This window comes from Rathayibacter sp. CAU 1779 (assembly GCF_054551755.1).
In genome coordinates this window covers 14,737-37,195 of record NZ_JBTOLK010000006.1, presented here as the reverse complement: position 1 = coordinate 37,195, position 22,459 = coordinate 14,737, and the positions used below count along the sequence as shown (strand labels likewise).

Here is a 22,459-nt window from a genome sequence, read left to right as displayed (position 1 = left end):
TCTCCAGCTGTCGCAATCGCTGGTGCCTCCCCGAACAACCGGCAGCCCGCGACGACGGGATGCGGCAACGGGATGCGGCAACGGATTCGACGGCGCGGGGGCATCGTCGCCGGGCTGAGACGGGTTCGGGGGACAACGCAGGGGTACAAGTGCGGGCCGGAGCGTGCCATAATCCGAAGCGTGTCTCTGGGGGTCCCGGCCCAAGTGGCGCGTGAGGCCGGAAATCGCGCGGTAGCCGTGTCGACGCAGGTAGCCGCGCTCAACTGCCTGATCGCAGCCGTCGTCGCCGTCCTCGTGCCAGGGATGTTCGGGTCGGGTGAGGTGCGGTGGTGGGCGGCCGGATGTCTGCTCCCGATGGTCGCGTTGCTGATCGTCCTGATGCGCCGCGCCACGACTGCGCTGTGCGTCGCCTACGTGGTGGTGGGCTGCGCAGCCACCTTCGTCTACACCGTGGCGTTGCTCGAGCAGACGACGGATTACACCAACACGAACCTGTTCGTCGTGGCGCTTCCGCTCGTGGCGCTCATGCTTGTCGGCGGTTCGGCGCCCGACGCAAGGATCGGCGTGCTCTGGGCCACGCTCGCCTACGCGGTCGGGGATCTCGCCGTGTTCGCAGCAGCCCTCGCAACGGGCAGGGAATTCCGCTTCGACTCCATCTCCCTCGGCGCGTATGTGCTGTTCATGGCTCTGCTGCTCTTTCACGGGATGACGCGCGGAGCGTACCGAGGAGCGCACACGCTCATCATGCGAACCCTCCGCGAGCAGCGGGCAGACGAGCTGCGGCGGTCGATCGCCGCCGAACTTCGGGCCGAGTTGCACGACACCACGCTCAGCGAGCTCGCGGCCGTCGCTGCGGCGAACCCGGGGCCCGTTGCGCCCGCTCTGCGGGAACGACTTGAGGACGACATCCGCTTCTGGACGACGAGTGCCGCGACCTCCCGCCACACCAGGCAGCGCACCGAACACGAGGACTGGCGCACCAGTGAACTCGCCGAGGCGATTGCACACGCCCGCGATTCCGGACTGGTCGTCGACGTCTCGGGTGACCACTCGCGCTATGCGAGCCTGCCAGCGGACACCAGGCGCGCTCTCGGCCTCGCAGCCAGGCAGTGCCTCATCAACGTGCTCAAGCACTCCGGGCAGTCGAAGGCCGAGGTGATGCTGTCGGCCTCCCATGACGCACTCTCGCTCGTCGTGGTCGACGGCGGAAGGGGCTTCGACGTGTCCAGCCTCACGGCCGAAGGCAACAACCGGATGGGACTCCTGCACTCGGTGATCGTGCGGATCGAACGCGTCGGCGGATCCGTCTCCGTGTTCTCCCAGCCGGGTGCGGGCACGTCGGTGCTCATGATCGTGCCGACGGTCGTCGAGAACGGCGGGATCCGATGACCACGATCCCGCTGTTCACGAGGCCGATCCGGCTGGATCCCATCGGCGCGACGGCCGCGTGGACGTTCGCACCGTTCCTCGGCGCCATCGCCGTGGGATACGCCGTGATGCAGACCGTCATGCACAACGACGAGATCGTGCACCCCGACCTCGCGATCGTGGCGGTCTACATTCTGGCGGGTGCGGCGATCGCGCTCACTGTGGCGTCGCATCCGAATGTGGCGAGGCTTGATGCCGTGCCGGCCGTCTTCGTGATCGGTGCCGCCGTGCTGGCCGCCGTCCTGGCCGCGTTCGCCAGCTGGGGCCACAACAAGATGGTCCAGGACGATTGGGGTCAGATCGGCGTCGGGCTGATGGTGCTGGGTCTCCTGTGGCTGCGTCCGCCGCGGGACATCATCCTGCTCGGCGGCGTCAGCGCGCTCGCCCTCGGGGTGCTGGCCTTCGAGGAGGGCCGATTCCTCCGCATCGCCAACGCTCCGTTCGTGTACGCCGTCGTCGCCGCCACGCCGGTCGTCGTGCTGACGGCCGTCGCCGCGGCGAGCGGGCACGTGCTCAATCGCTTCAGCTCGGAGTGGATGATCGCCGCCCGCCGCGGGCTCAAGGCGCTCGAGCCCGAACTGCGCGTGCTGGAACAGGATGTGCTGCATCGTGCCCAGCTCGACGAGCTGAGGCAGGTGACGTTGCCGCTGCTGTCCTCCATCGTGCAGCGCGGCGAGATCACTCGGTTCGACATCGAGGCGGCGATCGCGGTGTCCGCCCAACTGCGGGAGCGGGCACTCGAGCAGGTGCACGTGACCTGGGTCGACGGCCTCGTCCGGGAGGCCGGGATGCACCCCGGCGCCGTGTACGACCCGGAGCAGCTGCTCACGCGCGTCCCGCCACGGGAGCGGGCCACCATCACCGCCTGTCTCGTCGAGCTGACACGCCTCGGCGCGCTGGATCCGGCAGGGTCCCGGCTGGTGGTGCAGCGCGCGCCGACGGCGGATTCCTCGGAGCGGGTCCGATTCGAAGTGGCAGCCCCTCTTGCGGCAGACTGGCGATTTCTGCGTCGAACGGCGCGGCCGTTCGTCAGCGTGCTGCGGTCGCTGACGGGCGACGCCACCATCACGAGAAACGGCACCACCATGATCCTGAGGTTCGGCTTTGCCGCCGCGTGAGGTGCGCACTCCGGTGCGCGTGGGCATCCTGGACGACCATGAGTTGCTGCTCGACTCGCTGTCCAACTGGATCCGCGATCATGAGCCGCTTTTCGACCTCGTCGTCGCGGCCCCGACCTGGGTCGACCTCGTGCATTCGGCCGCGTTTCCCACGGACCTCGTGCTCATGGACCTGAACCTGTCCGAGAAGGTCTCGATCGAGGCGCGGGTGCGAACCTGCCGGGCGGCCGGGGCATCCGTCATCGTGCTCACGGCACTCGACACGCCCGAGGAGCGCGAGCGGTGTCTCGGTGCGGGTGCCCTCGCCTTCCTGTCGAAGGCACAGCCGGTGCGCGAGGTGATGGCTGTCGCGAAATCGGTCATGGGACTGACGGATGCCGGCCCCACCGCCGCCGGCGCCGCAACGGCCGCTCGTCTGGTCGCGAAACCGAAGCTGAGCGACGGCGAGCGGATGGCGTTCCTGCTCTACGTGGACGGCAACTCCACCCTGCAGGTCGCGGACGAGATGCACGTGCAGTTCGAGACCGCGAAGACCTACCTGCGACGCGTGCGAGAGAAGTACGGACGTGCCGGACGCCCGACGAGCACGCGCGCGGACCTCATCCGCCGTGCAGCCGAGGACGGCTACCTCACCTGAGGCCGCGTAAGCCTGCGGCTCCGTGGGTCCGCGCGCCGCCTGAGGCACCGCGCGTCGCTCTACGATTGCGGGGTGGCGAAACTGTATTTCCGGTTCGGGGCGATGAACAGCGGCAAGAGCACGGCGCTCCTGCAGGCCGCGTACAACTACGAGGAGCGTGGGCACCGCGTGCTGCTGGCAAAGCCGGCGATCGACACGAAGGGCGATGCCGACATCGTGTCCCGACTCGGCGTGACGAGGGTCGCGGACTTCACGATCGCGCCGGATGCCGACCTCTACCATCGGTTCCAGATCCACCGCGAGCGCACCCTGTCGCGCTTCGATCGCGATGTGAGCTGCCTCCTCGTTGACGAGGCCCAGTTCCTCACCGAGGCGCAGGTCGACGACCTGCTGCGGATCGCCATTCTGGAGGATATTCCGGTACTGGCATATGGCATCCGCACCGACTTCCAGACGGTCGCCTTCCCCGGCAGCCGGCGTCTGCTCGAGGTCTCGCACAGCCTCGAGGAGCTGAAGACCATCTGCCGCTGCGGGCGGAAGGCCATCTTCAATGCCCGCACCATCAACGGCGTCTTCGTGTTCGACGGTGATCAGGTTGCCATCGAGGATGACAAGGACGTCGTCTACGAATCCCTGTGCGGCGCCTGCTACCTGCAGGAGAGCGGCGGCGTACTGAACAACGGCCGCCGGCACTGGCCGCTGGACGGCAGCGCGGTCTACGAGTCGGAGCCGGATCCGGACTTCACGTAGGTGCCTGCCGAGGAGCCGATCACGTTGCCGCTCAGCGAGCGCTAACCGACGCCGAGGGATGCCGCCAGCGACGGGATCCGTTCCGCGAGCGCCGTGAACACCAGCCGGTCGTTGACGTTGTCGTAGTGGTGCGCGATGAGGTTGCGCATGCGGGCGATGCCGATCCAGTCGACATCCGGATGCTCGTCCTTGAACGACTGCGGCAGCTTCTCGGCGACCGTTGCGATCTGAATCACGATCTGCCGGCCGTTGTTGCGGAGCACCCTGCCCCCTGGCGTCTCGTCGAGATACGCGGCCAGGCCGAGAGACACCGTGTACGCGGCATCGCCGGTGAAGCCGGCGAGGTCGGCGAGTCGCCTCTCGACCTGCTCGATGTCCGGCGTGCTCACAGCCGAACCGCTTCGGCCCGGGCGCGTTCGACGACCGGGCTTGATGACCTGGCGTCGACGAGATCCACGTGCACGGTGAGCATCCGCTCCAGTTCGTCTTCGAGGGCGAACAGATCGGCGATATCGAAACGATCGGTGAAGTCGACCAGCAGATCCACGTCGGAGCCGGCGCGGTCGTCGCCGCGGGCCACAGACCCGAAAACGCGAGGAGTGGGAAGGGAAACCGCGGCGAACACGTCGCGCACCGCGTCCCGTCTGGCATTCAGCGCGGCTGAGGGTCGCAGAATGAGAGCCGCGTCGAGCGCCTCGCGTGATGCTGTCGATGGCTCGCGTCTGTCACGCTCGATGGCCGCGATCATGGGCTGCTTCACGCCCGAACGCTCGGCGAGGGCGCGCTGGGAGAGGCCGAGGATGCCCCGTCGCGTTTTCACATGCTCACCGTACGTCGTTCCCATTCCACAATGATAACCGCTTCTGTTATCGCAGTATGCGGGCCGGGACAGGCTCGCGGAACGTGCACGGAACGCGGGGGAGTGCAGGTTCGCGATGGCCTCGGGGCACCCCCTGTGGCACCATGATTTCGGGGGAAGGCGGCTTCTATGGAGTTGCGAGACTATCTGCGGGTGCTGCGCAAGCAGTGGATCCTTATCGTCGCGCTCGTGCTGATCGGCGTGATCGTGGCGGCGAGCTACTCCCTGTTGGCCACGAAGCAGTACCAGGCATCTGCCAAGGTCTTCGTCTCGACACAGGCCAGCGATAACGTCGCCGAGCTTGTGCAAGGCAACTCGTTCACGCAGCAGCGCGTGCAGACGTACGCGGACCTGGTGAACACGCCAGTGGTGCTGGCACCCGTCGCAGCCAAACTCGGCTTGAGGATGACGCCTGAGCAGCTTTCTGCGCACATTTCCGCTTCGTCGCCCGTCAACACGACGATCATCGACATCACGGCGACGTCGACGAAGGCGAACCAATCGGCCTGGATTGCCAACCAGACAGCGGCAAGCCTGGCCAAGACGGTGCAGACGCTCGAGACGCCCAACGGCAAGGGCGCCGTCTCGCCGGTGAAGCTCACGCGGGTGCAGATCGCGAACATCCCCGATTCGCCCGCCAGTCCCAAGCTGTGGCTGAACGTGCTCCTCGGCGCGATCATTGGCCTGGTCGTCGGTGTGGGCATCGCACTCATGCGTGAAACCCTCGACACCAGGGTGCGCAACGAACGCGACGTGCAGCAGATCACGGATGCACCCATCGTCGGCGGAATCGTCTACGACGCCAAGGCCGCGTCGCGTCCACTGATCGTGCAGGTGGACCCGCGTGGGGCGCGCGCCGAATCGTTCCGCACGCTGCGCACGAATCTGCAGTTCCTCGACGTCGGAGCGGATGCCCGCACCTTCGTCATCTCGTCGTCCGTCGAGAACGAGGGCAAGACGACGACGGGTCTCAACCTCGCCATCGCGCTCTCGGATGCCGGCAACCGTGTGCTCATGATCGACGCGGACCTGCGGCAGCCGCGCGTCGCCCACTACCTCGGCATCGAGGGTGCCGTCGGCCTCACCGATGTGCTCATCGGGCGCGCGGAGCTCACGGACGTGGTGCAGCCCTGGGGCAAGACATCCCTCTCCGCGTTGCCGGCGGGATCGGTGCCACCGAATCCGAGTGAGCTCCTCGGCTCGCAGGCCATGGTGAGCCTCATCCAGCGCGTGGAAGGCATGTACGACTACGTGATCTTCGACTCGCCGCCGCTGCTCCCCGTGACGGATGCCGCGGTGCTCGGCAAGACCGTCGGCAACACGCTCCTCGTGGTCGCCGCGAGCCGTACGCGCAAGGCGCAGCTGAAGGGATCGGTCTCCGCGCTCAGCAACGTCGGGGCGCGTCTCGCCGGCATCGTCATCACCATGCTTCCCACGAAGGGACCAGACGCGTACGGCTACGGCCTGTATGGCTACAGCGGCTACGGATACGGATATTCGACCGAAGCCGCGGAGACTCCCGTCACGCCCGCGGCCACGATGCGAAGCGACGCGGACGGCCCCGGCGCGCGATACGTCGGCCGACACGAACGATGACAACTGTGCTCCGGCCGTTCCGCGTGCTGTTCGTCTGCGCCGGGAACACCTGCCGGTCGCCGATGGCCGCCCAGCTCCTGCGAGGGCGTCTCGGGGACGTGCCGGGTTTCGCAGTGGAGAGCGCAGGCATCCTCGCCGAGGTGGGTTCGCCGATGACGGCGGATGCCCGCGCCGCGCTCCTTTCGCGCCTCCCCTCCGTTGCACCGCACCGCGCCCGACAGCTGACGGTGCCGATGGTCGAAGCGGCTGACCTGGTTCTCGCCGCCACGCGCATGATCCGCGCCGACACGGTGCGCAGCGTGCCGGGTGCAGTGCGGCGCACGTTCACCGTGCTGGAGTTCGCTCGTCTGGCCGAACGGATGCCGGATGACGCGACATTCGCACTCGACAGCGTGGTGGTGGCCGTGGCTGCCGAACGTGCCGGAGCACCGGCGGCCGAGGACGACATCGCAGACCCGATCGGGCGACCAGCGCGCGAGTACGAACGGGTGGCCGAGATTCTCGACAGAGCCGCCGGTGTGATCGCACCCGTCCTGCTGCGTGCCGAGCATCGAAGGCGAGAAGCCATCGCCGAGGCCGTTACGCGTGAGTTTCCGGTCGGCAACGGATTGTCGGCACCCTAGAGGTCTACTCCCGCACGGGTTACGCTCGAGATCAGGCGTCGGTGCATTCGGGGGAGTGTCGCGCCTGTGGGGGATTCGTGGTGGATCACGCCGAACACGTCACCGGGTGGCACAACGCCCGTCCGCGCAGGGAACCGGACGCATGGCGGCCCTGGCCGGTTCGCTACGCGACACGCCTCGTCGTGATCGATCTCATCGTTCTCGTCTGGGTTGTTTTCGGTGTTCAGATCGTCTGGTTCGGCTTCGCCACGACCGATCTCGAGCTCCGTGACCTCGGGCGCGGCGGCCTCGCAGTCAGCTACACGGCGATCTCCGTGCTCGTCATCGCGCTCTGGATGCTCGCGCTCACCATCTACGGCACCCGCGGGTATCGGGAGATCGGCACAGGCAGTGGCGAGTACCGGATGGTGGCGGACGCCACGGTGCGCGTGTTCGGATTCGTCGCGATCGTCGCGTTCCTCTTCCGCATCGACATCGCCAGAGGCTACGTGTTGCTGGCGTTCCCGCTTGGGCTCGTGTTCCTGCTGCTCGGGCGATGGTTGGCACGGCAGTGGCTCGTCGCGAAACGAGTCGCAGGGCACTACATGTCGCGCGTCGTCGTCGCCGGGTCGCCGGCGAACGTCACGCACGTGGTGAACGAGCTCGGGCGCTCGCCGCAGTCCGGATACCGTGTCGTTGGCGCCTGCGTTCCGCCAGACGGCAAGAACGAGAGCCTGGGCGCGGCAGTGCTGGGCGGCCTCGACGACGTCGCTCGCGCCATGCGGTTCAGCGGTGCGGACACCGTCGTCATCGCTGGGGCGGACGACCTGTCGCCCGATCAGGTACGCGAGCTCAGCTGGAGCCTGGAGCCCGGCCGCGAACACCTGATCGTGGCGCCGAGCCTGATCGATGTCGGTGGTCCTCGCATCCACACGCGGCCGGTGGCGGGTCTTCCGCTCATGCATGTCGAGATGCCGCGGTACACCGGCGGCAAGCTCGTCGCGAAGCGCGCGTTCGACATCGTCGGATCGTTCCTGGCGATCTGCGTGCTCTCACCCGTGATGATCGCAGTGGCCATTGCGGTGGCCAGCACGAGCAAGGGCGGCGTGTTCTACGTGCAGCGTCGTGTGGGTGCGGGCGGGCGCGAGTTCCACATGTACAAGTTCCGTTCGATGGAGGAGGGAGCGGATGCCGCCCTTCCCGCGCTCCTGGCGGCGCAAGGCACGAACGACAAGCCGCTCTTCAAGGTGCAGAACGACCCGCGACTCACCAGGATCGGCGGCTTCCTCCGCAAGTACTCGCTCGATGAACTTCCTCAGCTCTTCAACGTCTTCCTCGGACAGATGAGCCTCGTCGGACCGCGGCCCCAACGGTCCGCCGAGATGGCGCTGTATCACGGACGCGACTACCGTCGGCTGCTCCTCAAGCCAGGAATCAGCGGGCTGTGGCAGGTGAGCGGCCGCTCGGACATCGAGTGGGAGGACGCCATCCGCATGGACCTGTACTACGTAGAGAACTGGTCGTTGACGGGGGACGTGGTCGTGTTGTGGAAGACAGCGCGCGCAGTGATGTCGCGTGCGGGGGCGTATTGAACCGGCCCTGGACTCGGTGATCGCCAGATGGCCGAGGATCGAATGATGCGCGGATCTGAACCGTCAGTGACTGTGGTGATGACAGCTCGCGACGCCCAGCGCACGATCCGCACGGCCGTTGTATCTACCCTTCGCGCACTCCCTGCCGATGGACGCATGATCGTCCGTGATGACGGAAGCAGCGATGGGACGGTGGCTGTGCTGAACGCCGTGAACGATCCGAGGCTGACTGTGGTGGGCGGGACAGCACTAGGGATTCCCGGCTCTCGAAACGATCTCCTGGGTCGCGTGAAGACTGAGTACGTCGCGCAGATGGACGCAGACGACATATCGCTTCCGTACCGGTTCGCGTCGGCGGCGGCCGGGTTCCATAAGGGGGCTGACTTCGTCTTCGCGCCTGTCATCAAGTGGAAAAGCGGGACTCCGCTCGTGAAACCCCAGGCGATGAGACCAATTGCTGCCCATGCGTCGCGGTTCCACCTCTTGATCGATAACCCCTTCATGCAGCCCACAATGGTCGCCCGAACGAAGGCCGTTCGTGCGCTGGGGGGATATCACGAGGTCGCGAGCGAGGACTACGAACTCTGGCTCAGGGCCAGCACCGCCGGCTACGCGATAGTCCGTCTCTCAACTCCGTCGACGATCTACCGGCTGCACCAAGGCCAGACCACCGCTCAGGCTTCGAGGCGCGCACGTCAGAGCGCCTCACCGATGGTGCATGAGGCATTCGACGTGCTCGCCCACTCGGTTCTGGGATTCTTTCCCTGCTGGTTTGAGTGGCGCAGAGACGGATTCCCCACCGGTGAGGCACCGTCGGAGCTGACTGACGAGCTCGACGCTTTCCTCGCTTTGGCTGCCAAGGAACTTGCTCCGGTCGAGCTTGCACCTGTGAGGAGACGCGTGGAGTACATGAAGAGCAGGGCGAGGGCATGAGCGGCGCTGTGGTGGCCGAACTCGCCCGACTCATCTCCTGCAGAGCGACCGCCTTCGAGCCACTGCTTCGTTCGGAGGACCACGGCCGGCGCGGTGTCAATGACCGCAATTCGAATACGGGAGCGACACGGAGATGAAGATGCTGAAGTTTGTGCGAAATACAGCATTCGCACGCCTCCTGAGCGGTTCGCGCAAGAGCATGCTCGTCGCCATCGCGGTGCTGAGCCTTCTTGGCGGAGCATCAGAGGCACTCCTGCTCATTCTCATCGTCCGGGTGGGCACTCTCGCCGTCGGAGGCAGCGTCAGCACCACCCACGGCATCGACTTCATACCCGCGAGCGTCGGAGGAACGGTAGTCGCAGGGATCGGAGTAGGGATAATCACCCTGGTGCTTCAACTCAGTGCGGTTTGGTTCACCCTTCGTGAGGCCAATCGTCGTGCAATAGCAAGTCGCAGAAGCCTGGTGGACCAGTACTTGAACACCTCACTGAAAGGGCAGGCGACCTGGGGGCCGGGTGAACTGCAGGAGTTGACCTCGCAGAGCGTTCTGCGTGCGACCGACGGTTTCATCACGGCCGCCGGGGTCGGTGCCAATGTGGCGAATCTGTTGATGATGATGCTCGCGGCGTTTGTTGTTTCACCACTCGCCTCCGTCATGCTCATCGGAATGGGAATTCTGCTGGCGATGGTGTTCCTTCCGATTTCTCGGATGAACGTTCGGGCTTCGCGCTCGTGGGTCAGCAACAACGGGGCTTTTGCAGGATTCATCTCAGTGCTGTCTCACCTCGGAACAGAAGCCGGCGTCTTCGGGGTACGAACTCGTATGGAAGCCGTCGCCGACGACCGTGGCATGCGCATATCACGAGCATGGATGCGCAGCCGGGTCGTGCAACTCGGCTCACCCGTCGTGTTCCGCATTGTCATCATGTTGGTGGCGTTTGCGGTGCTCGGCCTGGTGTTGGTTGTGGCGCCGGCGGCCGTGGCCTCGGTCGCCGTGATCGCGCTGCTCCTGGTCCGGTCGCTCTCGTACGTGCAGAGCATCCTGACGTCGTCCCAGAATTTGCACGAGCAGGCGACTCACGCTTCGAGGTTGTCTGAACGCAAGCGGCTTCATTATCCGATAGACGTGGTGTGGGGGACCAAGAAGTTTTCGACGGTCAGAAGCGTCGATATGCTCGCGATTCGATTCGGCTATGGGAACGGCGTCGAACAGTTGAAGTCTGTGGACTTCCATGCGGAGCGTGGCGAACTCGTCACGATTACCGGCGGGTCCGGCGAGGGCAAGTCGACGTTCTTGCGGTTGTTGTTGCGTCTGGTTGAGCCGCTCTCGGGAGAAATGCGCGTGAATGCTGTGAACGCCGAATCAATAAGCGAGAACGACTGGCACGAACACGTCGCGTACCTGCCTCAAGAAGTTCGGTTGATTCCGGGAACCTTGGCTGACAACGTGCGCTTCTTCCGAGATGCAACCGACGACCAGGTGAGGGAGGCGGTCCGGATGGCCGCACTGCCGCTGGCCGAGGATGTCTTTCCCGATGGAATCAAGACCACGGTGCACGAAGATGGTCGAAATCTGTCAGGGGGGCAAAGGCAGCGAATCGGCCTTGCTCGCGCCCTGCTGACGCGTCCCGACTTGTTGGTGCTTGACGAGCCGACCAGCGCGCTCGATCCACGTACCGAGCTGGAGGTGGTTGAGACGATACGGTCGCTGAAGCACGGGATGATCGCGGTGCTCGTCACGCACCAGCCAGCGATCGCAGCCGAGGCGGATCGCACGTATCACCTGCACGACGGGCGGCTCGTTCCCGGGCGCGTGGAGTCTGCGGCATGAGACCGGACTCCAGTGGTGAGGCGGGCGACCTGCCGAAAGGCCAGGTCGTGAGCAGCGAGGAAGGAACGATTTCGCCCGAGGTCCTCGTGGCAGTGATTCTCACCTATGGGGATGGCGAGCGAGAGTCCGATCTTCGGCTCACACTCGAGGCAGTCGTCAACTCGGGGGTGGCCAAGGTCGTGGTCGTCGCGAACGGGGTGTCTGCTTCGTACGCGCTTGCGTTGCGAGGACTCGAGAACGACTTCGTCCCATCTGGGGGCCTCTCGATTGTGTGGCTTGCGCACAACGAGGGCAGTGCAGGCGGATACCGGGCGGGGATGCGCGCCGCTCTTGCTCTTGCGTCGGATTCGAGGTTCGCCCTGCTGCTCGATGATGACAATCAGGTCACGCCGAGTGTGCTGCGTGACTCCATTGCGCTCGTGACACAGGACCCGGACGGGTCGACCTGTTGTTCCTTGCGAGGTTCGGTCAGCATCCACCGGCCCGTGTCGCCGTTTCTGAGCTTCGAATTGAGGCGACGAGTGCGGAAACCGCCGGTTCGCCGGACTATTTCGCGTCCCTCGGAGAAATGGCTTCCGGTCGACACGGCCCCGTACGGCGGGCTCATCCTGTCGCGTGCGGCGCTGACGTCTGCGTCGAGCCGTGAAGCTCCGGACTATGTTCTGTATTGCGACGATCGCGAGCTGACATGGCATTTGTCCCATCACGGATTCGTGATCATGGGCGGGCCTACGGGAATTGATAGCAGTCGGCAATGGTTCATCGGCGGGTCGACTCACTATTTCGCATCGCTGTTGGCTTCTACATCTCGAGTTCGCAAGTATTATCAGGTGCGTAACCGGGTGCATTTCGAGTCGCACGTTGTGAGGTCATCGCGTTTCGAGTACGCGATCAACCGAACGGTCGTCATGTCGTACTTGCGGCTGATTGCGGTGAGGGATCGACAAAGTGCATCGTATCGGCAGATTCGCAAGGCCGTACGTGATGGTGAACACGGTCGACTCGGCATGAATCCCACCTATCCGCTCTCTGACGTCTGAGACGCGAATCATATGGTTACCTGAGGGCGCGTCCGTATTCCTCGACCTGCGTGAAGAGCTTCGACAGTGTGCCCGGATCGTAAGTCGCAGAGATCTGTCGGTCGTTCCCGCCCGCGTATACGTTGACCTGGGAAAGCGTCCCGCTCTCGATATCCGGTGGAATTGCTGGAAAATGACGGGGAAAGGAATACAGCTGCCGAGTCTTTATGTCGTTGGCCGCAGCGATGTAGTGGAGCCACACGTCATCGGCGAAGGGCGCCGCTTGCATAAATGCACGGCCTCGTTCACGAATCAGTGCAGGAAAACTGTGTGGGTATGCCGTCCCCATGCCTCCGGTACTGAAATGGAACAATTCTGGCGTGGACCGCCAGCAGGGGATCCACGAGTTGTATCGGTTGAGCTCTCCTCTTTCGTTGAACGTCAGGCGGTGGGCGCGATACGCGTTGATGGAATCGGGAAACGCAGTCGCTGCAGAAATCAGTTTTTGCAACCACTTTCGCCCGTACATGAGATCGTCGTCGGCCGTGATGAGAGTGAGTGCGTCGATGTTTTCCTCGGACTCGACGAGCGGATAGTACTTTTTATGAGGACCGAGATCTTCTGTGAGTCGAAGTTCGAGGCCGCGAGCGACGAGGCGAACCAGGGAGGCCGGGGGATGGTCGTAGACGTCCTTGTCGGACAGCCACAGAATCACCCGTTTCGGTTTGCGTCGTCCTCGTCCGATCGATTCAAGCGCGAGGTAGACGGTCTCGACTCGAGTCCCGTACGTGGTCAGGCTGACGACTGCAGGGGTGGAGCCGGTTATCGGACGCTCCGAGCGTCGATTCAGTAAGCGGAGACGCCGAACGAGCAATGGGGACCGTATTCTGTTGACGAACAGTTCGGTGTGCACTAGTGCTCGTCGGAGAAACAATTGTGTCGCGCGACGGGAACTCGACTCCTTGGTTCTCATGATCGTTGGCGATGGCGCGTGCGCGTCGCCGCGTCGTGCCTCCGCGATGAATATCGAGCGCGTCGACTCGGAACAGGGTTGTTTCTGGCGTATTCGTCGACGAGTACAGCAAGGTATCCATCACCCATTGCTGTCGAGGACAGTGACGCGACATGCTTTTCGGCACCCGACCGGAGTTCGAGGATCCGTTCCCGATTGCCGACAACATCGCGCATTGCGTCGAACAAATCAGCGACGCTCGGTTCAGGGATGACAAGTCCGCACTCGCCCACGGCCTCAGGCAGTCCGCCTCCCGCGGTAGTGATCACGGCGCATCCGCTCGCGATTGCCTCGAGCGCGACGTTGCCGAAAGTCTCACGCCATCGAGAGGGAATCACCGCAACGGCATTCTGATTGAGTTCTTGTGCCAGCTCGTGTTGTGACAACGCGCCGACAAAGCGGACGTGGTCGCCGACCCCGCGCTGTTCGGCAAGTAAGCGAAGGCTGCTAAGCGCTGGACCCTGGCCGACGAGAGTGAGGTCGCCCCTCCCCGTTTCGCGGCGCAGAAGGGCGAACGCCTCGATCAGCATGTCGAAACCCTTCACGTCGACGAGTCGGCCCGCGCCGACGATACGCCAGGGGTCACGAGATTCTGGTGGTATGGACGCATGGAATACGTCGGTGCGGACTCCGTTACGCACCACCGTGGCGGGAAAGGGAAGGTCGTCGGCTGTCGCCGCGCTATTGGCCACCAATCTGGCGTACTTGTGGGCGACGTGACGGATCTGGGCACGCGCACTCGGCTCTTCGTCGAAGAACAGCCGCACGGCCACCACCCACGGACGTCGGATGAAGAACAGAGGCCACGCCATCTTCAGACTCATCGCATTGTGGAAGACGACGTCGGTAGTGAAGACGAGGTGGGCAAGTCGCCACGGTGACGGTCGCCTGATGACAGGGTAGGGCCGCGCCGTGTGATCGTCTTGGCCGATGGCAGTGGCGAGCACTACTTGATGACCGCGGGTGATGAAGTGCCGTGCCAGGAGATCGGCGGTCGTCTCCACACCACCGACAGAAGGCGCGAACGACCACGAGGCAATCAAGATGCGCATGGGCGGAAATCCTCTTTCTCTCTTTGTCCGACTAGCCATCGACGCAGGAGGAAGCCTTGGCATCGGGAGATGGTGCCGCGCTCGCCGGCATCCGAGACTGCAAAGCGGCGAGGAGGGCGTTCGCGCTGGAATCCGTTCGGAAGCGCTCGAGCCATTCGACGGGGAGTTCCAAGCGGACAGTGCGTACACGCTCGACCGCGTCGGCGAGATCGCACGCTGAAGACGTGCAGGCGAGCTCGCCGGTAATCCCCGGGAGCAATGCGTCGGAAACACCCAAAGCGGTCGACGGAGCGACACTTCGGAGTCCGGCGGCGGCGGCTTCGACGAGGACGTTTCCAAGGCCCTCGACCTTTGACGGAAGCAGGACGATGTCGTCCGCGTCGCATGAGTCTGTCCAGGCGGGATCCCATCCACGAAAGTCCACCGGGACCTTCAGCCGTCGCGCCGTGTCTTGCATCTCGGTCAGCATGGGACCGGCCCCGAAGGAGATGAGTTCTGCGTTGTATCCTCTGCGACGTAATTCACAGACCGTCTCGATCGCGCGCACTGGCTGTTTCTGCTCCGCAAGCCTCATAGGGCTGATCAGGCGGATTGTGTGACTGCCGGGGCTGAACACGCTCGGGCGGGAGCGCATGGGAATCGGATGGTCGAACAGGGGATTCGCGACCACACGTAACGTGTCGCCGGCGACTCCGTATCGCAGGAGGTCTGCTGCTGCGGCGTGCGAAACGCAGAAGGCGAGGTCCGCGTGTGGATAGAGCGCTCGGGCAAGAGTGCGACCCGCTCTGCCTGTCCATGTCGTCCCGGAGATCAGGCTGAGCACGCTATGTTCCGTGATCGCAACGACGGGTCGCCTCGAGCGCGAGACGCCGAGCAGAGAGGCGAGAAGTATCACATTCTGCCGGGTCAGATGCGACATGACGACGTCAGGGCGGCGCTTGAGGACCAGGCGACGTAGTCCGACAGCCTTGCGCAACGGTGGAAGATGGCGCATGCGATATCGGCCGACGCGCGAGTCCAATTCGATATCGTCCAAGTCTGGATTGGTTGTGACCAGGTCGACTTTGTGTCCCATTTCGACGAGCTGATTCGACCAGCGGCTGACAACGACTTCGGCCCCGCCACCGTAGACGCACTGAGCCACGAACATCACATGCATCAGCCGGCCAAAGCGATCGTGACGTCTGCATCCCCCGCCTTGGCCGCGCATTGGTCCACGCGGCCTGACAAACGAACAGAGAATCGACGAGCAGAGAATCGAGGTGTCCGGTTCATGAGAGTCCTCGCACAGATCCGTGGCCGTCAACTGCTGTTGTGCTTTCTGGCATGCCTTCGTTGTTCCGGGTGAAGTGGCCATGGGTGGATTGCTCTCGTGACGGCAGACTTCGCAGTGTCAAGCCGCACACTACGAGTGCAGCGGGAAGAAGGGGAGTGACATGACGCACGGCGGAGCCATAATCCGGCTCGAAGAGAGCCTGCACACAAAGAAACGCCAAGAGAATCGCTGCCGCCCGTGCACCAGAGATGAACAGGCTCTCGGATGGGGTCGGGGCGTCGACCCTGCGCATCCGCGCCAGGCCGGTGTAGGTAGACGCCCAGATCATCGTGACCACAACCGTGATGGCGAGGTAATAGAGACCGCCACCACTCAGGAGCAAGGGAATGGGCACGAGCATGAAAAACGCCGTGAGAACGTTGTTGATCAGCCCGGACAACGGCTCCGCGAACGTAAGGATCGGAGTGATCATCGACTGCGCGTTCGGATCGAAAGTCCGTCCGTCGTTCACCGAAGATCGGTAGATGTCGGGATCCGTGCCGTAGATGACGTAGATCGCCAGTCCAAACACAATGACGGCAACCACTATCGAGGTCACGATGAATCTGAGCGACTTCTTGTGGATGCCGAGAACGCGAAATGCCGCGTAGAGCAGCGCCACAAGCAGCCAGTACGAGCGGAACGAGGCCGCGTATCCGAGCATCATCGCGATGATGACAGCGTCCGCCCCCAAGTGGCGCGGCAGGAAGAGCACCGCGGCCACGATCGGAAGCACCAACACGTCCTTCGAGTAGTACCCGAGATAGACCGCGCCGAACACCAGGGCGACGCACGCCACGAAGATCGTGAACACGCTCGGCTCGTTCCGCCGCACACGGACCCACACTCCGAGAAGGATGAGCAGGAAGGCGGTGTATCCGAGCATTCCGGCCAGCAGCGGATGCGATCCGAGGTCCAGTTGCGCGTACACCCACGCCACATTGCCGAAGGCTTTGTCGCCAAGCGAGGAGCCCGTGCCGAGCGTGATCGAGTGGATTCGGTCGCCGTCGAACGAGAACTTCGCAGGCAGGATGGACTGCCGCAGTCCGACGATCACGTAGCCGGCTACAGCGAAGACGGCGATCAGGTAGTCGCCTGTCGTGGTTGCCCCACGGCTCCGGGATTCCTGTTCGACGACGCTCATGGGCGCCCTCGGAGCCCGGCCGGTCCGTCTGAGCCGGGTGAGGGCACGGCCACGGCGGGAAGCGATTGATACAGGACACGCAGGGCGTCCGCCTGATGGACATCGCTGTGGGACGACGCGAGGCGCCGGGAGAACGACTCTGCCGCCTGACGCTGTTCGTCGTCTTGCAAACGACGCCAGACGTCCACGAAGTCGATGGGTCGGGAGAAGAGGAGCGGCAGCCCTTCGTCGCGAAGTGCTCCGATGTCCCGTCCGATCACAGGAATGCCGAGGGCTGCGGCCTCGAGCACGGAGAGCGGGAATCCTTCCCAGCGAGCGGTGTGGAGGTACACGGATGCGTGACTCATAACCTTGGCGGCATCGCTGCGGTCGAGCCATCCGGTGATCTCCACATCGGCATCCCTGAGGTCTCGAGCGAAGTGGTCCTCTCCCTCGCCGATCCAGATGGCACGGGCGCGGCTACCGGACGCCCGGAGCGCCCGAATGGTTGCGGCGAAGAATGTCGGGTCTTTCGCGTTGCAGAGTCGGCCGGCCCCGACAATCACTGGAAGGCCGGATGACAATGGATCAGCCACACGGCTCCGCATCCGAGGTCTCGTGCGGATGATTGCCAGGTCCACACCGTGGAAGACGTTGGGCACCACGTTGATCGTCGGATGCTTGAATGGCCACGCCGACAGCCGAGCTTCGTGCTGACCGCACGCGGCGATCGTTGTTGTGCGGAACGACAGTCCCCACTCCGCCACGCGGAACAGCCCGCGGGCCGCGGCCGGAATGTCCTGCCGTTGGAAGGAATAGCCGTGTGGTGTGTACACGACCGACAGTCGGGGCGACGGCCGAAGGGCGGAGCGAACGTACATTCCGGCCCAACTCGAGTGCGCGTGCACGATAGGAGGCGACAGCCGTGCCACCGAATCCCGGACGGCGTGGATACGCCTGATGTGTCCGGCCGGCATCCGCTCGTGGGAAGCGAACGCCGCCAGATCGGCGTCGTCCACGGCGGTGTCGGCGTGCGTCGACCAGAGGAGATGGTGCGCGAACTCCGGCGTGTTCGCGACATAGCTGAGGACGGAATTCTTCACACCGGAGCCGAAGGACTCCACGACGTGGAGAATCGTGATCCGGGGCACTGACGTGGAGGTTCTCTCGTCGACTGGGTCGCTATGGAGCCGCGCGCCCTCTTCGGTCGCCGCCCGAACCTTGAGCTCGTCCATCACTGCACCGAGGCGAGGACGAGGTCCGGCATCCTCGTAGCGCGCGCTTCGAACCATCGAAGGGTGTCCACGATGCCTTCGGAGAGGGAGTATTCGGCAGTCCATCCCAGCCGTTCCCGGGCCCTGTCACTCCGTGTGAAGGCGCCGGCGGTGTCGCCGGGCCTTCGCGGCGCCTCCTCGACCAGAACCGGATGACGGACCGCTGCCTCGAAAGCGCGGACGAGTTCTCGCACGGTCGTCCCGTGTCCCGTGCCCAGGTTGATTGCCGTCGAGGATGCGCCGGAGACCGCGCCGTCGAAGCGTTCGAGAGCCGCGACGTGCGCTCGGGCCAGGTCCCAGACGTGGATGTAGTCCCGGATGCCGGTGCCGTCGCGCGTCGGATAGTCGGTGCCCGTGATGGTGAAGGGCATCCGGTTGGACGACTGGAGGATCAGTTTGCCGAGGGCATGTGTCGGATACGGAAGCTGGAGTCCGGTGCGCAGGAGCGGGTCGGCGCCGATCGGGTTGAAGTATCGCAACGACATGACGCGCAACGCCGACGCGGCGGAGATGTCCTCCAGCATCTCCTCGATGATGGCTTTCGTGCGTGCATACGGGCTCAACGGCTCGATCCGGGACTCTTCGTCGACGGTGAAGTCGGCGTCGGGGCGGTAGATGGACGCGGAACTGCTGAAGATCAGGCGACGGCATCCGCATTCCAGGAGGGCTTCGACGAACCGCAAGGTCGCCAGAACGTTCGCCTCGTAGTACAGAACTGGCTCCGCGACCGATTCGGGCACGACGATGAGTGCCGCACAGTGAACGACGGCGTCGATGTCAGGATGCTCGGCGAACACCCGGCGAATCAGGCTCGCGTCGGAGATATCGCCGTCATAGTGGATCCGACCCTGCACGAACTCGTGTCTGCCCGTGACGAAACTGTCGAGGATGACCGGAATGTGGCCCGCATCGAGGAGGGCGGATGCGATCGTGCTTCCGATGAACCCAGCGCCGCCGGTGATCAGTACTTTCACGGTCGCCTTGTCCCGCCCGCCGCAGGCCTAGGCTGGCGCGCCGACGATAGGGCGGAGCCCTGCATCTCCGCGACCATCGACGACGCCGACGGCCGCACCGTTTTCGAACGCACTGCATTACTCACCGCTTACCCCCGACGACTAGCGGTCACTGTCGGAAATCCTCTCCGCCTCACCCCGCGGAGAATTCCCTACGACGGTCCCGACGCTACCGGAAAGGTCTGGATCTGTCAGCAGCGCCACCACGGCGCATCCGCGACCGAGGCCAGGTTGCGAACCCCCTGGACGCCACCCCCGTGCATGGTGTTTGAATGGGCCACGTGCATGCGTGAGCAGGGTGCAGGCATGGCGCGACAGGTTCCGGGGATCGTGGTGGCTGCTGCGCCGTTGGGGTTGAAGACACGGATGCAACCGACGAACACGGCAGCGGCGTAGCCCGACTGCGTGCGTTCGACAGGGGGAGAGACTCGTGACGGAGAAGCCGCAGGATTCGTTCAGTGCCGCAGCCAAGTCGATTGCCAGGCACGTCCCGGGTGCAAAGCGCATCCACGAGAGTTTCCTGTCCTGGCGCAGCCAGCGCGATTTCTCGACATCCGGCGACTACTGGGAGCGACGGTATACGAACGGTGGCAATTCCGGGGCGGGGTCGTACGGGCAACTGGCGGAGCACAAAGCTGAGGTTCTGAACGAATTCGTGTCGGACCACGACATCCACAACGTCATCGAACTGGGCGTCGGTGACGGCCATCAGTTGTCGCTGGCGCGGTACCCGTCCTACGTCGGATTCGATGTCAGCTCGGAAGCCGTCCGCATCTGTCGCGAGCGCTTCGCGGACGACGCCACGAAGCGGTTCCTGCTGCTCGACGACTATACAGAGGACCGGGCGGAACTGACCCTGTCGCTCGACGTCATCTACCACCTGGTCGAGGACGACGTCTTCGACGCGCACATGCGGCTCCTCTTCGACTCCAGCACTCGTTACGTCGCGATCTACGCGTCCAACTACGAATCGAAGACCTCGACAGCGCATGTGCGGCATCGCGAATTTACCCGTTGGATCGGAGAGCACCGTCCGGACTGGACGCTGGAGCGCTGCATCAAGAACCCGTTCCCCTACGACCCGACTGACAACGGCGGCGGGTCGTTCGCTGATTTCTACTTCTATGAGAGCCCGCCAAAAGGCAGGCCCGAGAATACCGGTGAGTCGGGCTGATAGGTGGCGGTCGTGCGCCTGGGTGCGTTGAGCCCGCTTCCCCCCAACCCACCCTCGCAATGCTTGAATGGACCACATGCCGGGGGGACGTAGGCATGAGCGCTCCGCGCGCAAGCGTGGTGCGGGTGCGCTCATCGGGTGGGTGATCGCGGGCTTCGCCGTGGCCGTCGTGTGCGGTGGCGTGTACCTGGGGATGCTCGCCGTCGACGCGCGAGGTCAGTTGCAGGCGTCCGTCGACGAGCTCGCCCATGTGCAGTCATCGCTGACGTCGACCAACGCCGCGAGTGCGCTGGCGACCGCGAAGGATGCCGCGGCATCCGTCTCGGCGTCCACCCATCGAGCCCAGGGCGACACGCACAATCCGGTGTGGCGTGCAGCGGAACTCGTCCCGTGGCTCGGCCCGAACCTCGCGGCGGTGCGTGAGGCGTCCGACGTCGTCGTGGATGCCTCCGACAACGCGGTCGCGCCTCTCTCGTCGCTCGCCGGTCACCTTTCGCCCTCGGACTTCACGCCGAAGAACGGCACGGTGGACACGAGCGTGCTGAGTTCCGCGGCGGGCACGCTGGCGACGGTCTCCACCTCCCTTCACCGTGCCTCGGATGACGCCGATGCGATCGATGCGGCCGGCACCATCGGGCCCGTCCGCGACGCTGTCGTGTCGCTGCGTTCGGAGCTGAGCACGGCATCCGACGAGGCGGATGCCGTCCACCGCGCCGCGCAACTGCTGCCTGCGATGCTCGGTGCCAGTGGTCCGCGCGACTATCTGCTGCTGTTCCAGAACAACGCGGAGGTGCGCTCGACGGGCGGCATCCCCGGCGCACTGGCGGTCGTGCACGTGGACCACGGCACCATCACGCTCACCGGACAGGCATCGTCTGCAGACTTCCCCGGCCAGGCGGATGCCACGAGCCTGCTCCCGAAGTCGACACTCGCGCTCTACGGCGCTCTGCCCGGGCGGTACATCCAGGACGTCACGCTGCCGCCGCAGTTCGCACTCAGCGGCCAGCTTGCCCGCACGCTCTGGCAGAAGTCCACGGGTCAGCAGGTCGATGGCGTGCTCTCGGTGGATCCGGTGGCGCTCAGCTATCTGCTCAAGGCGACGGGGCCGGTCACTGTCTCGTCCGGAGAGACCCTCACCTCCGACAACGCCGTGAAGGTGCTTCTCAGCGACAGCTACGCGAAGTATCCGGTCGCGCAGCAGGACGCGTTCTTCGCTCGAGCCGCAACCGCCGTGTTCAGCGCGACCACCAGCGGAAAGGCGAACCCGGTCCGGATGCTCGCTGCGCTCGCACACGCGGGCAGCGAGGGGCGCATTCTCGTGTGGAGCGCGCATCCGGAAGAACAGACGTCGCTCGCCCAGACGTCGCTCGCCGGTGGACTGCCGACCAGCACCGACGGTTCACAGCGTTTCGGCGTCTACCTGAACGACGCAACGGGCGCCAAGATGGACTACTACTTGCGGGCGACGGTCGCCGTCGGCCGGGCGCTGTGTCGGGCGGACGGCAAGCCGAACATCGCCGTCGCTGTCACGCTCACCAACACGGCACCGAAGGATGCCGCCACCTCGCTCCCTGCATATGTCACCGGCGGGGGTGCGTTCGGTGTGGCGCCGGGAAATGTGGCCACGCAGATCGCCGTCTACGCTCCACCTCAGGCGGCCTGGCTCGGCACGACCGTCGGAGGCGAGAACGTCACCGCCAAGGCTGCCGTCGACGACGGACGTTCGGTTTCGCGGTACACGATGCTGCTTGCGCCGGGGGAGAGCAAGACCGTGAGATTCGACTTTCTCGCCGACGCATTGGCGTCGCAGACGTCCGCTTCGGGGGACCATGACACGGTCCAATCCGTGGCGGCGATGCGCGTCGGGTGGCACCTCGACGACGCTGATTTCGGTGCGGATCCCGCCGCTCTCGTCGAGGAAAATGGCGCGGGATCAGCAAAACGGGTGAGCGCGTTCGTCACGCCGCTGACTCGAGAAGTTTCCACGAAGGGGGTTACGGTCGACTGCAACGGGGTTATACCCTGACCAGGTAACGATCGAACGGGGCCGCGTCTGAGACGGCCTTACTCGGGGGAGATGTTCGATGATTCGGAAACTGTTTGCTGTCCTTGCGCTCGCCGTTCTAGGGAT

Annotated in this window: 20 protein-coding genes; 12 read left to right on the top strand and 8 right to left on the bottom strand. The window is 64.7% G+C overall.

Translation table 11 applies throughout. The annotated features are described in order from the left end of the window. The first annotated feature begins 180 nt into the window (after positions 1 to 180). The 4 genes from ACX9R5_RS18380 (at position 181) to ACX9R5_RS18365 (ending at position 3,933) form a co-directional block, all read left to right on the top strand. A complete protein-coding gene (locus ACX9R5_RS18380) occupies positions 181 to 1,389 on the top strand; it encodes a sensor histidine kinase (protein WP_459410510.1) in 1,209 nt (402 codons plus the stop codon). Further along, positions 1,386 to 2,546: a hypothetical protein gene (locus ACX9R5_RS18375; RefSeq protein ID WP_459410509.1), complete on the top strand. Its 1,161-nt coding sequence runs from the start codon at positions 1,386 to 1,388 to the stop codon at positions 2,544 to 2,546. Before ACX9R5_RS18380 ends, ACX9R5_RS18375 begins: the two co-directional genes overlap by 4 nt. Further along, positions 2,533 to 3,183, top strand: coding sequence for a response regulator (locus tag ACX9R5_RS18370; protein ID WP_459410508.1), 651 nt, complete (start codon positions 2,533 to 2,535; stop codon positions 3,181 to 3,183). Before ACX9R5_RS18375 ends, ACX9R5_RS18370 begins: the two co-directional genes overlap by 14 nt. 72 nt (positions 3,184 to 3,255) lie before the next feature. Beyond that, positions 3,256 to 3,933, top strand: coding sequence for a thymidine kinase (locus tag ACX9R5_RS18365; RefSeq protein ID WP_459410507.1), 678 nt, complete (start codon positions 3,256 to 3,258; stop codon positions 3,931 to 3,933). A gap of 41 nt (positions 3,934 to 3,974) precedes the next feature. Here ACX9R5_RS18365 and ACX9R5_RS18360 read toward each other — a convergent pair whose 3' ends face one another. Both ACX9R5_RS18360 and ACX9R5_RS18355 read right to left on the bottom strand, forming a co-directional pair. Next, entirely contained in the window at positions 3,975 to 4,322 is a 348-nt protein-coding gene (locus tag ACX9R5_RS18360) for a HepT-like ribonuclease domain-containing protein (protein WP_459410506.1), read from the bottom strand. Next, positions 4,319 to 4,777, bottom strand: a complete 459-nt coding sequence (locus tag ACX9R5_RS18355; RefSeq protein ID WP_459410505.1) for a helix-turn-helix domain-containing protein — start codon at positions 4,775 to 4,777, stop codon at positions 4,319 to 4,321. The genes ACX9R5_RS18360 and ACX9R5_RS18355 overlap by 4 nt, the downstream gene beginning before the upstream one ends. A gap of 144 nt (positions 4,778 to 4,921) precedes the next feature. On the opposite strand from ACX9R5_RS18355, the gene ACX9R5_RS18350 reads away from it, so the two are divergent. From ACX9R5_RS18350 to ACX9R5_RS18325, 6 genes are all read left to right on the top strand, one after another. Further along, positions 4,922 to 6,388, top strand: a complete 1,467-nt coding sequence (locus ACX9R5_RS18350) for a tyrosine-protein kinase domain-containing protein (protein WP_459410504.1) — start codon at positions 4,922 to 4,924, stop codon at positions 6,386 to 6,388. Further along, on the top strand, positions 6,385 to 7,011 hold the full coding sequence (locus ACX9R5_RS18345) for an arsenate reductase/protein-tyrosine-phosphatase family protein (protein WP_459410503.1): 627 nt from the start codon (positions 6,385 to 6,387) through the stop codon (positions 7,009 to 7,011). Before ACX9R5_RS18350 ends, ACX9R5_RS18345 begins: the two co-directional genes overlap by 4 nt. An 80-nt stretch (positions 7,012 to 7,091) precedes the next feature. Further along, entirely contained in the window at positions 7,092 to 8,582 is a 1,491-nt protein-coding gene (locus ACX9R5_RS18340) for a sugar transferase (protein WP_459410502.1), read from the top strand. Positions 8,583 to 8,609: 27 nt separating this feature from the next. Continuing rightward, complete coding sequence (locus ACX9R5_RS18335) at positions 8,610 to 9,515, top strand: glycosyltransferase family 2 protein (RefSeq protein WP_459410501.1); 906 nt, start codon at positions 8,610 to 8,612, stop codon at positions 9,513 to 9,515. Between the two features lie 133 nt (positions 9,516 to 9,648). Continuing rightward, complete coding sequence (locus tag ACX9R5_RS18330; RefSeq protein ID WP_459410500.1) at positions 9,649 to 11,346, top strand: ATP-binding cassette domain-containing protein; 1,698 nt, start codon at positions 9,649 to 9,651, stop codon at positions 11,344 to 11,346. After that, positions 11,343 to 12,386: a glycosyltransferase gene (locus ACX9R5_RS18325; protein ID WP_459410499.1), complete on the top strand. Its 1,044-nt coding sequence runs from the start codon at positions 11,343 to 11,345 to the stop codon at positions 12,384 to 12,386. Before ACX9R5_RS18330 ends, ACX9R5_RS18325 begins: the two co-directional genes overlap by 4 nt. A gap of 16 nt (positions 12,387 to 12,402) precedes the next feature. Here the strand turns inward: ACX9R5_RS18325 and ACX9R5_RS18320 are convergent, their stop codons facing one another. The 6 genes from ACX9R5_RS18320 to galE all read right to left on the bottom strand — a co-directional run bounded on the left by ACX9R5_RS18320 (position 12,403) and on the right by galE (position 19,115). Beyond that, positions 12,403 to 13,080: a hypothetical protein gene (locus ACX9R5_RS18320; RefSeq protein ID WP_459410498.1), complete on the bottom strand. Its 678-nt coding sequence runs from the start codon at positions 13,078 to 13,080 to the stop codon at positions 12,403 to 12,405. 254 nt (positions 13,081 to 13,334) lie between these two features. After that, positions 13,335 to 14,429 (bottom strand): glycosyltransferase family 4 protein, encoded by a 1,095-nt coding sequence (locus ACX9R5_RS18315; protein ID WP_459410497.1) that lies wholly within the window; start codon positions 14,427 to 14,429, stop codon positions 13,335 to 13,337. A gap of 31 nt (positions 14,430 to 14,460) precedes the next feature. Further along, entirely contained in the window at positions 14,461 to 15,786 is a 1,326-nt protein-coding gene (locus tag ACX9R5_RS18310; RefSeq protein ID WP_459410496.1) for a glycosyltransferase, read from the bottom strand. Beyond that, entirely contained in the window at positions 15,701 to 16,888 is a 1,188-nt protein-coding gene (locus ACX9R5_RS18305) for a hypothetical protein (RefSeq protein ID WP_459410495.1), read from the bottom strand. Before ACX9R5_RS18305 ends, ACX9R5_RS18310 begins: the two co-directional genes overlap by 86 nt. Beyond that, positions 16,885 to 17,991: a glycosyltransferase gene (locus tag ACX9R5_RS18300; RefSeq protein WP_459410494.1), complete on the bottom strand. Its 1,107-nt coding sequence runs from the start codon at positions 17,989 to 17,991 to the stop codon at positions 16,885 to 16,887. The genes ACX9R5_RS18305 and ACX9R5_RS18300 overlap by 4 nt, the downstream gene beginning before the upstream one ends. 110 nt (positions 17,992 to 18,101) lie before the next feature. Further along, positions 18,102 to 19,115 carry a UDP-glucose 4-epimerase GalE gene (gene galE / locus ACX9R5_RS18295; RefSeq protein ID WP_459410493.1) on the bottom strand — a complete coding sequence of 338 codons (1,014 nt, stop codon included), beginning with the start codon at positions 19,113 to 19,115 and terminating at the stop codon, positions 18,102 to 18,104. 469 nt (positions 19,116 to 19,584) lie between these two features. Here galE and ACX9R5_RS18290 point away from each other — a divergent pair, with 469 nt between their 5' ends. Beyond that, positions 19,585 to 20,328, top strand: a complete 744-nt coding sequence (locus tag ACX9R5_RS18290) for a class I SAM-dependent methyltransferase (protein ID WP_459410492.1) — start codon at positions 19,585 to 19,587, stop codon at positions 20,326 to 20,328. Positions 20,329 to 20,404: 76 nt separating this feature from the next. Continuing rightward, positions 20,405 to 22,354 carry a DUF4012 domain-containing protein gene (locus tag ACX9R5_RS18285; RefSeq protein ID WP_459410491.1) on the top strand — a complete coding sequence of 650 codons (1,950 nt, stop codon included), beginning with the start codon at positions 20,405 to 20,407 and terminating at the stop codon, positions 22,352 to 22,354. The last annotated feature ends 105 nt before the right edge of the window (positions 22,355 to 22,459 follow it).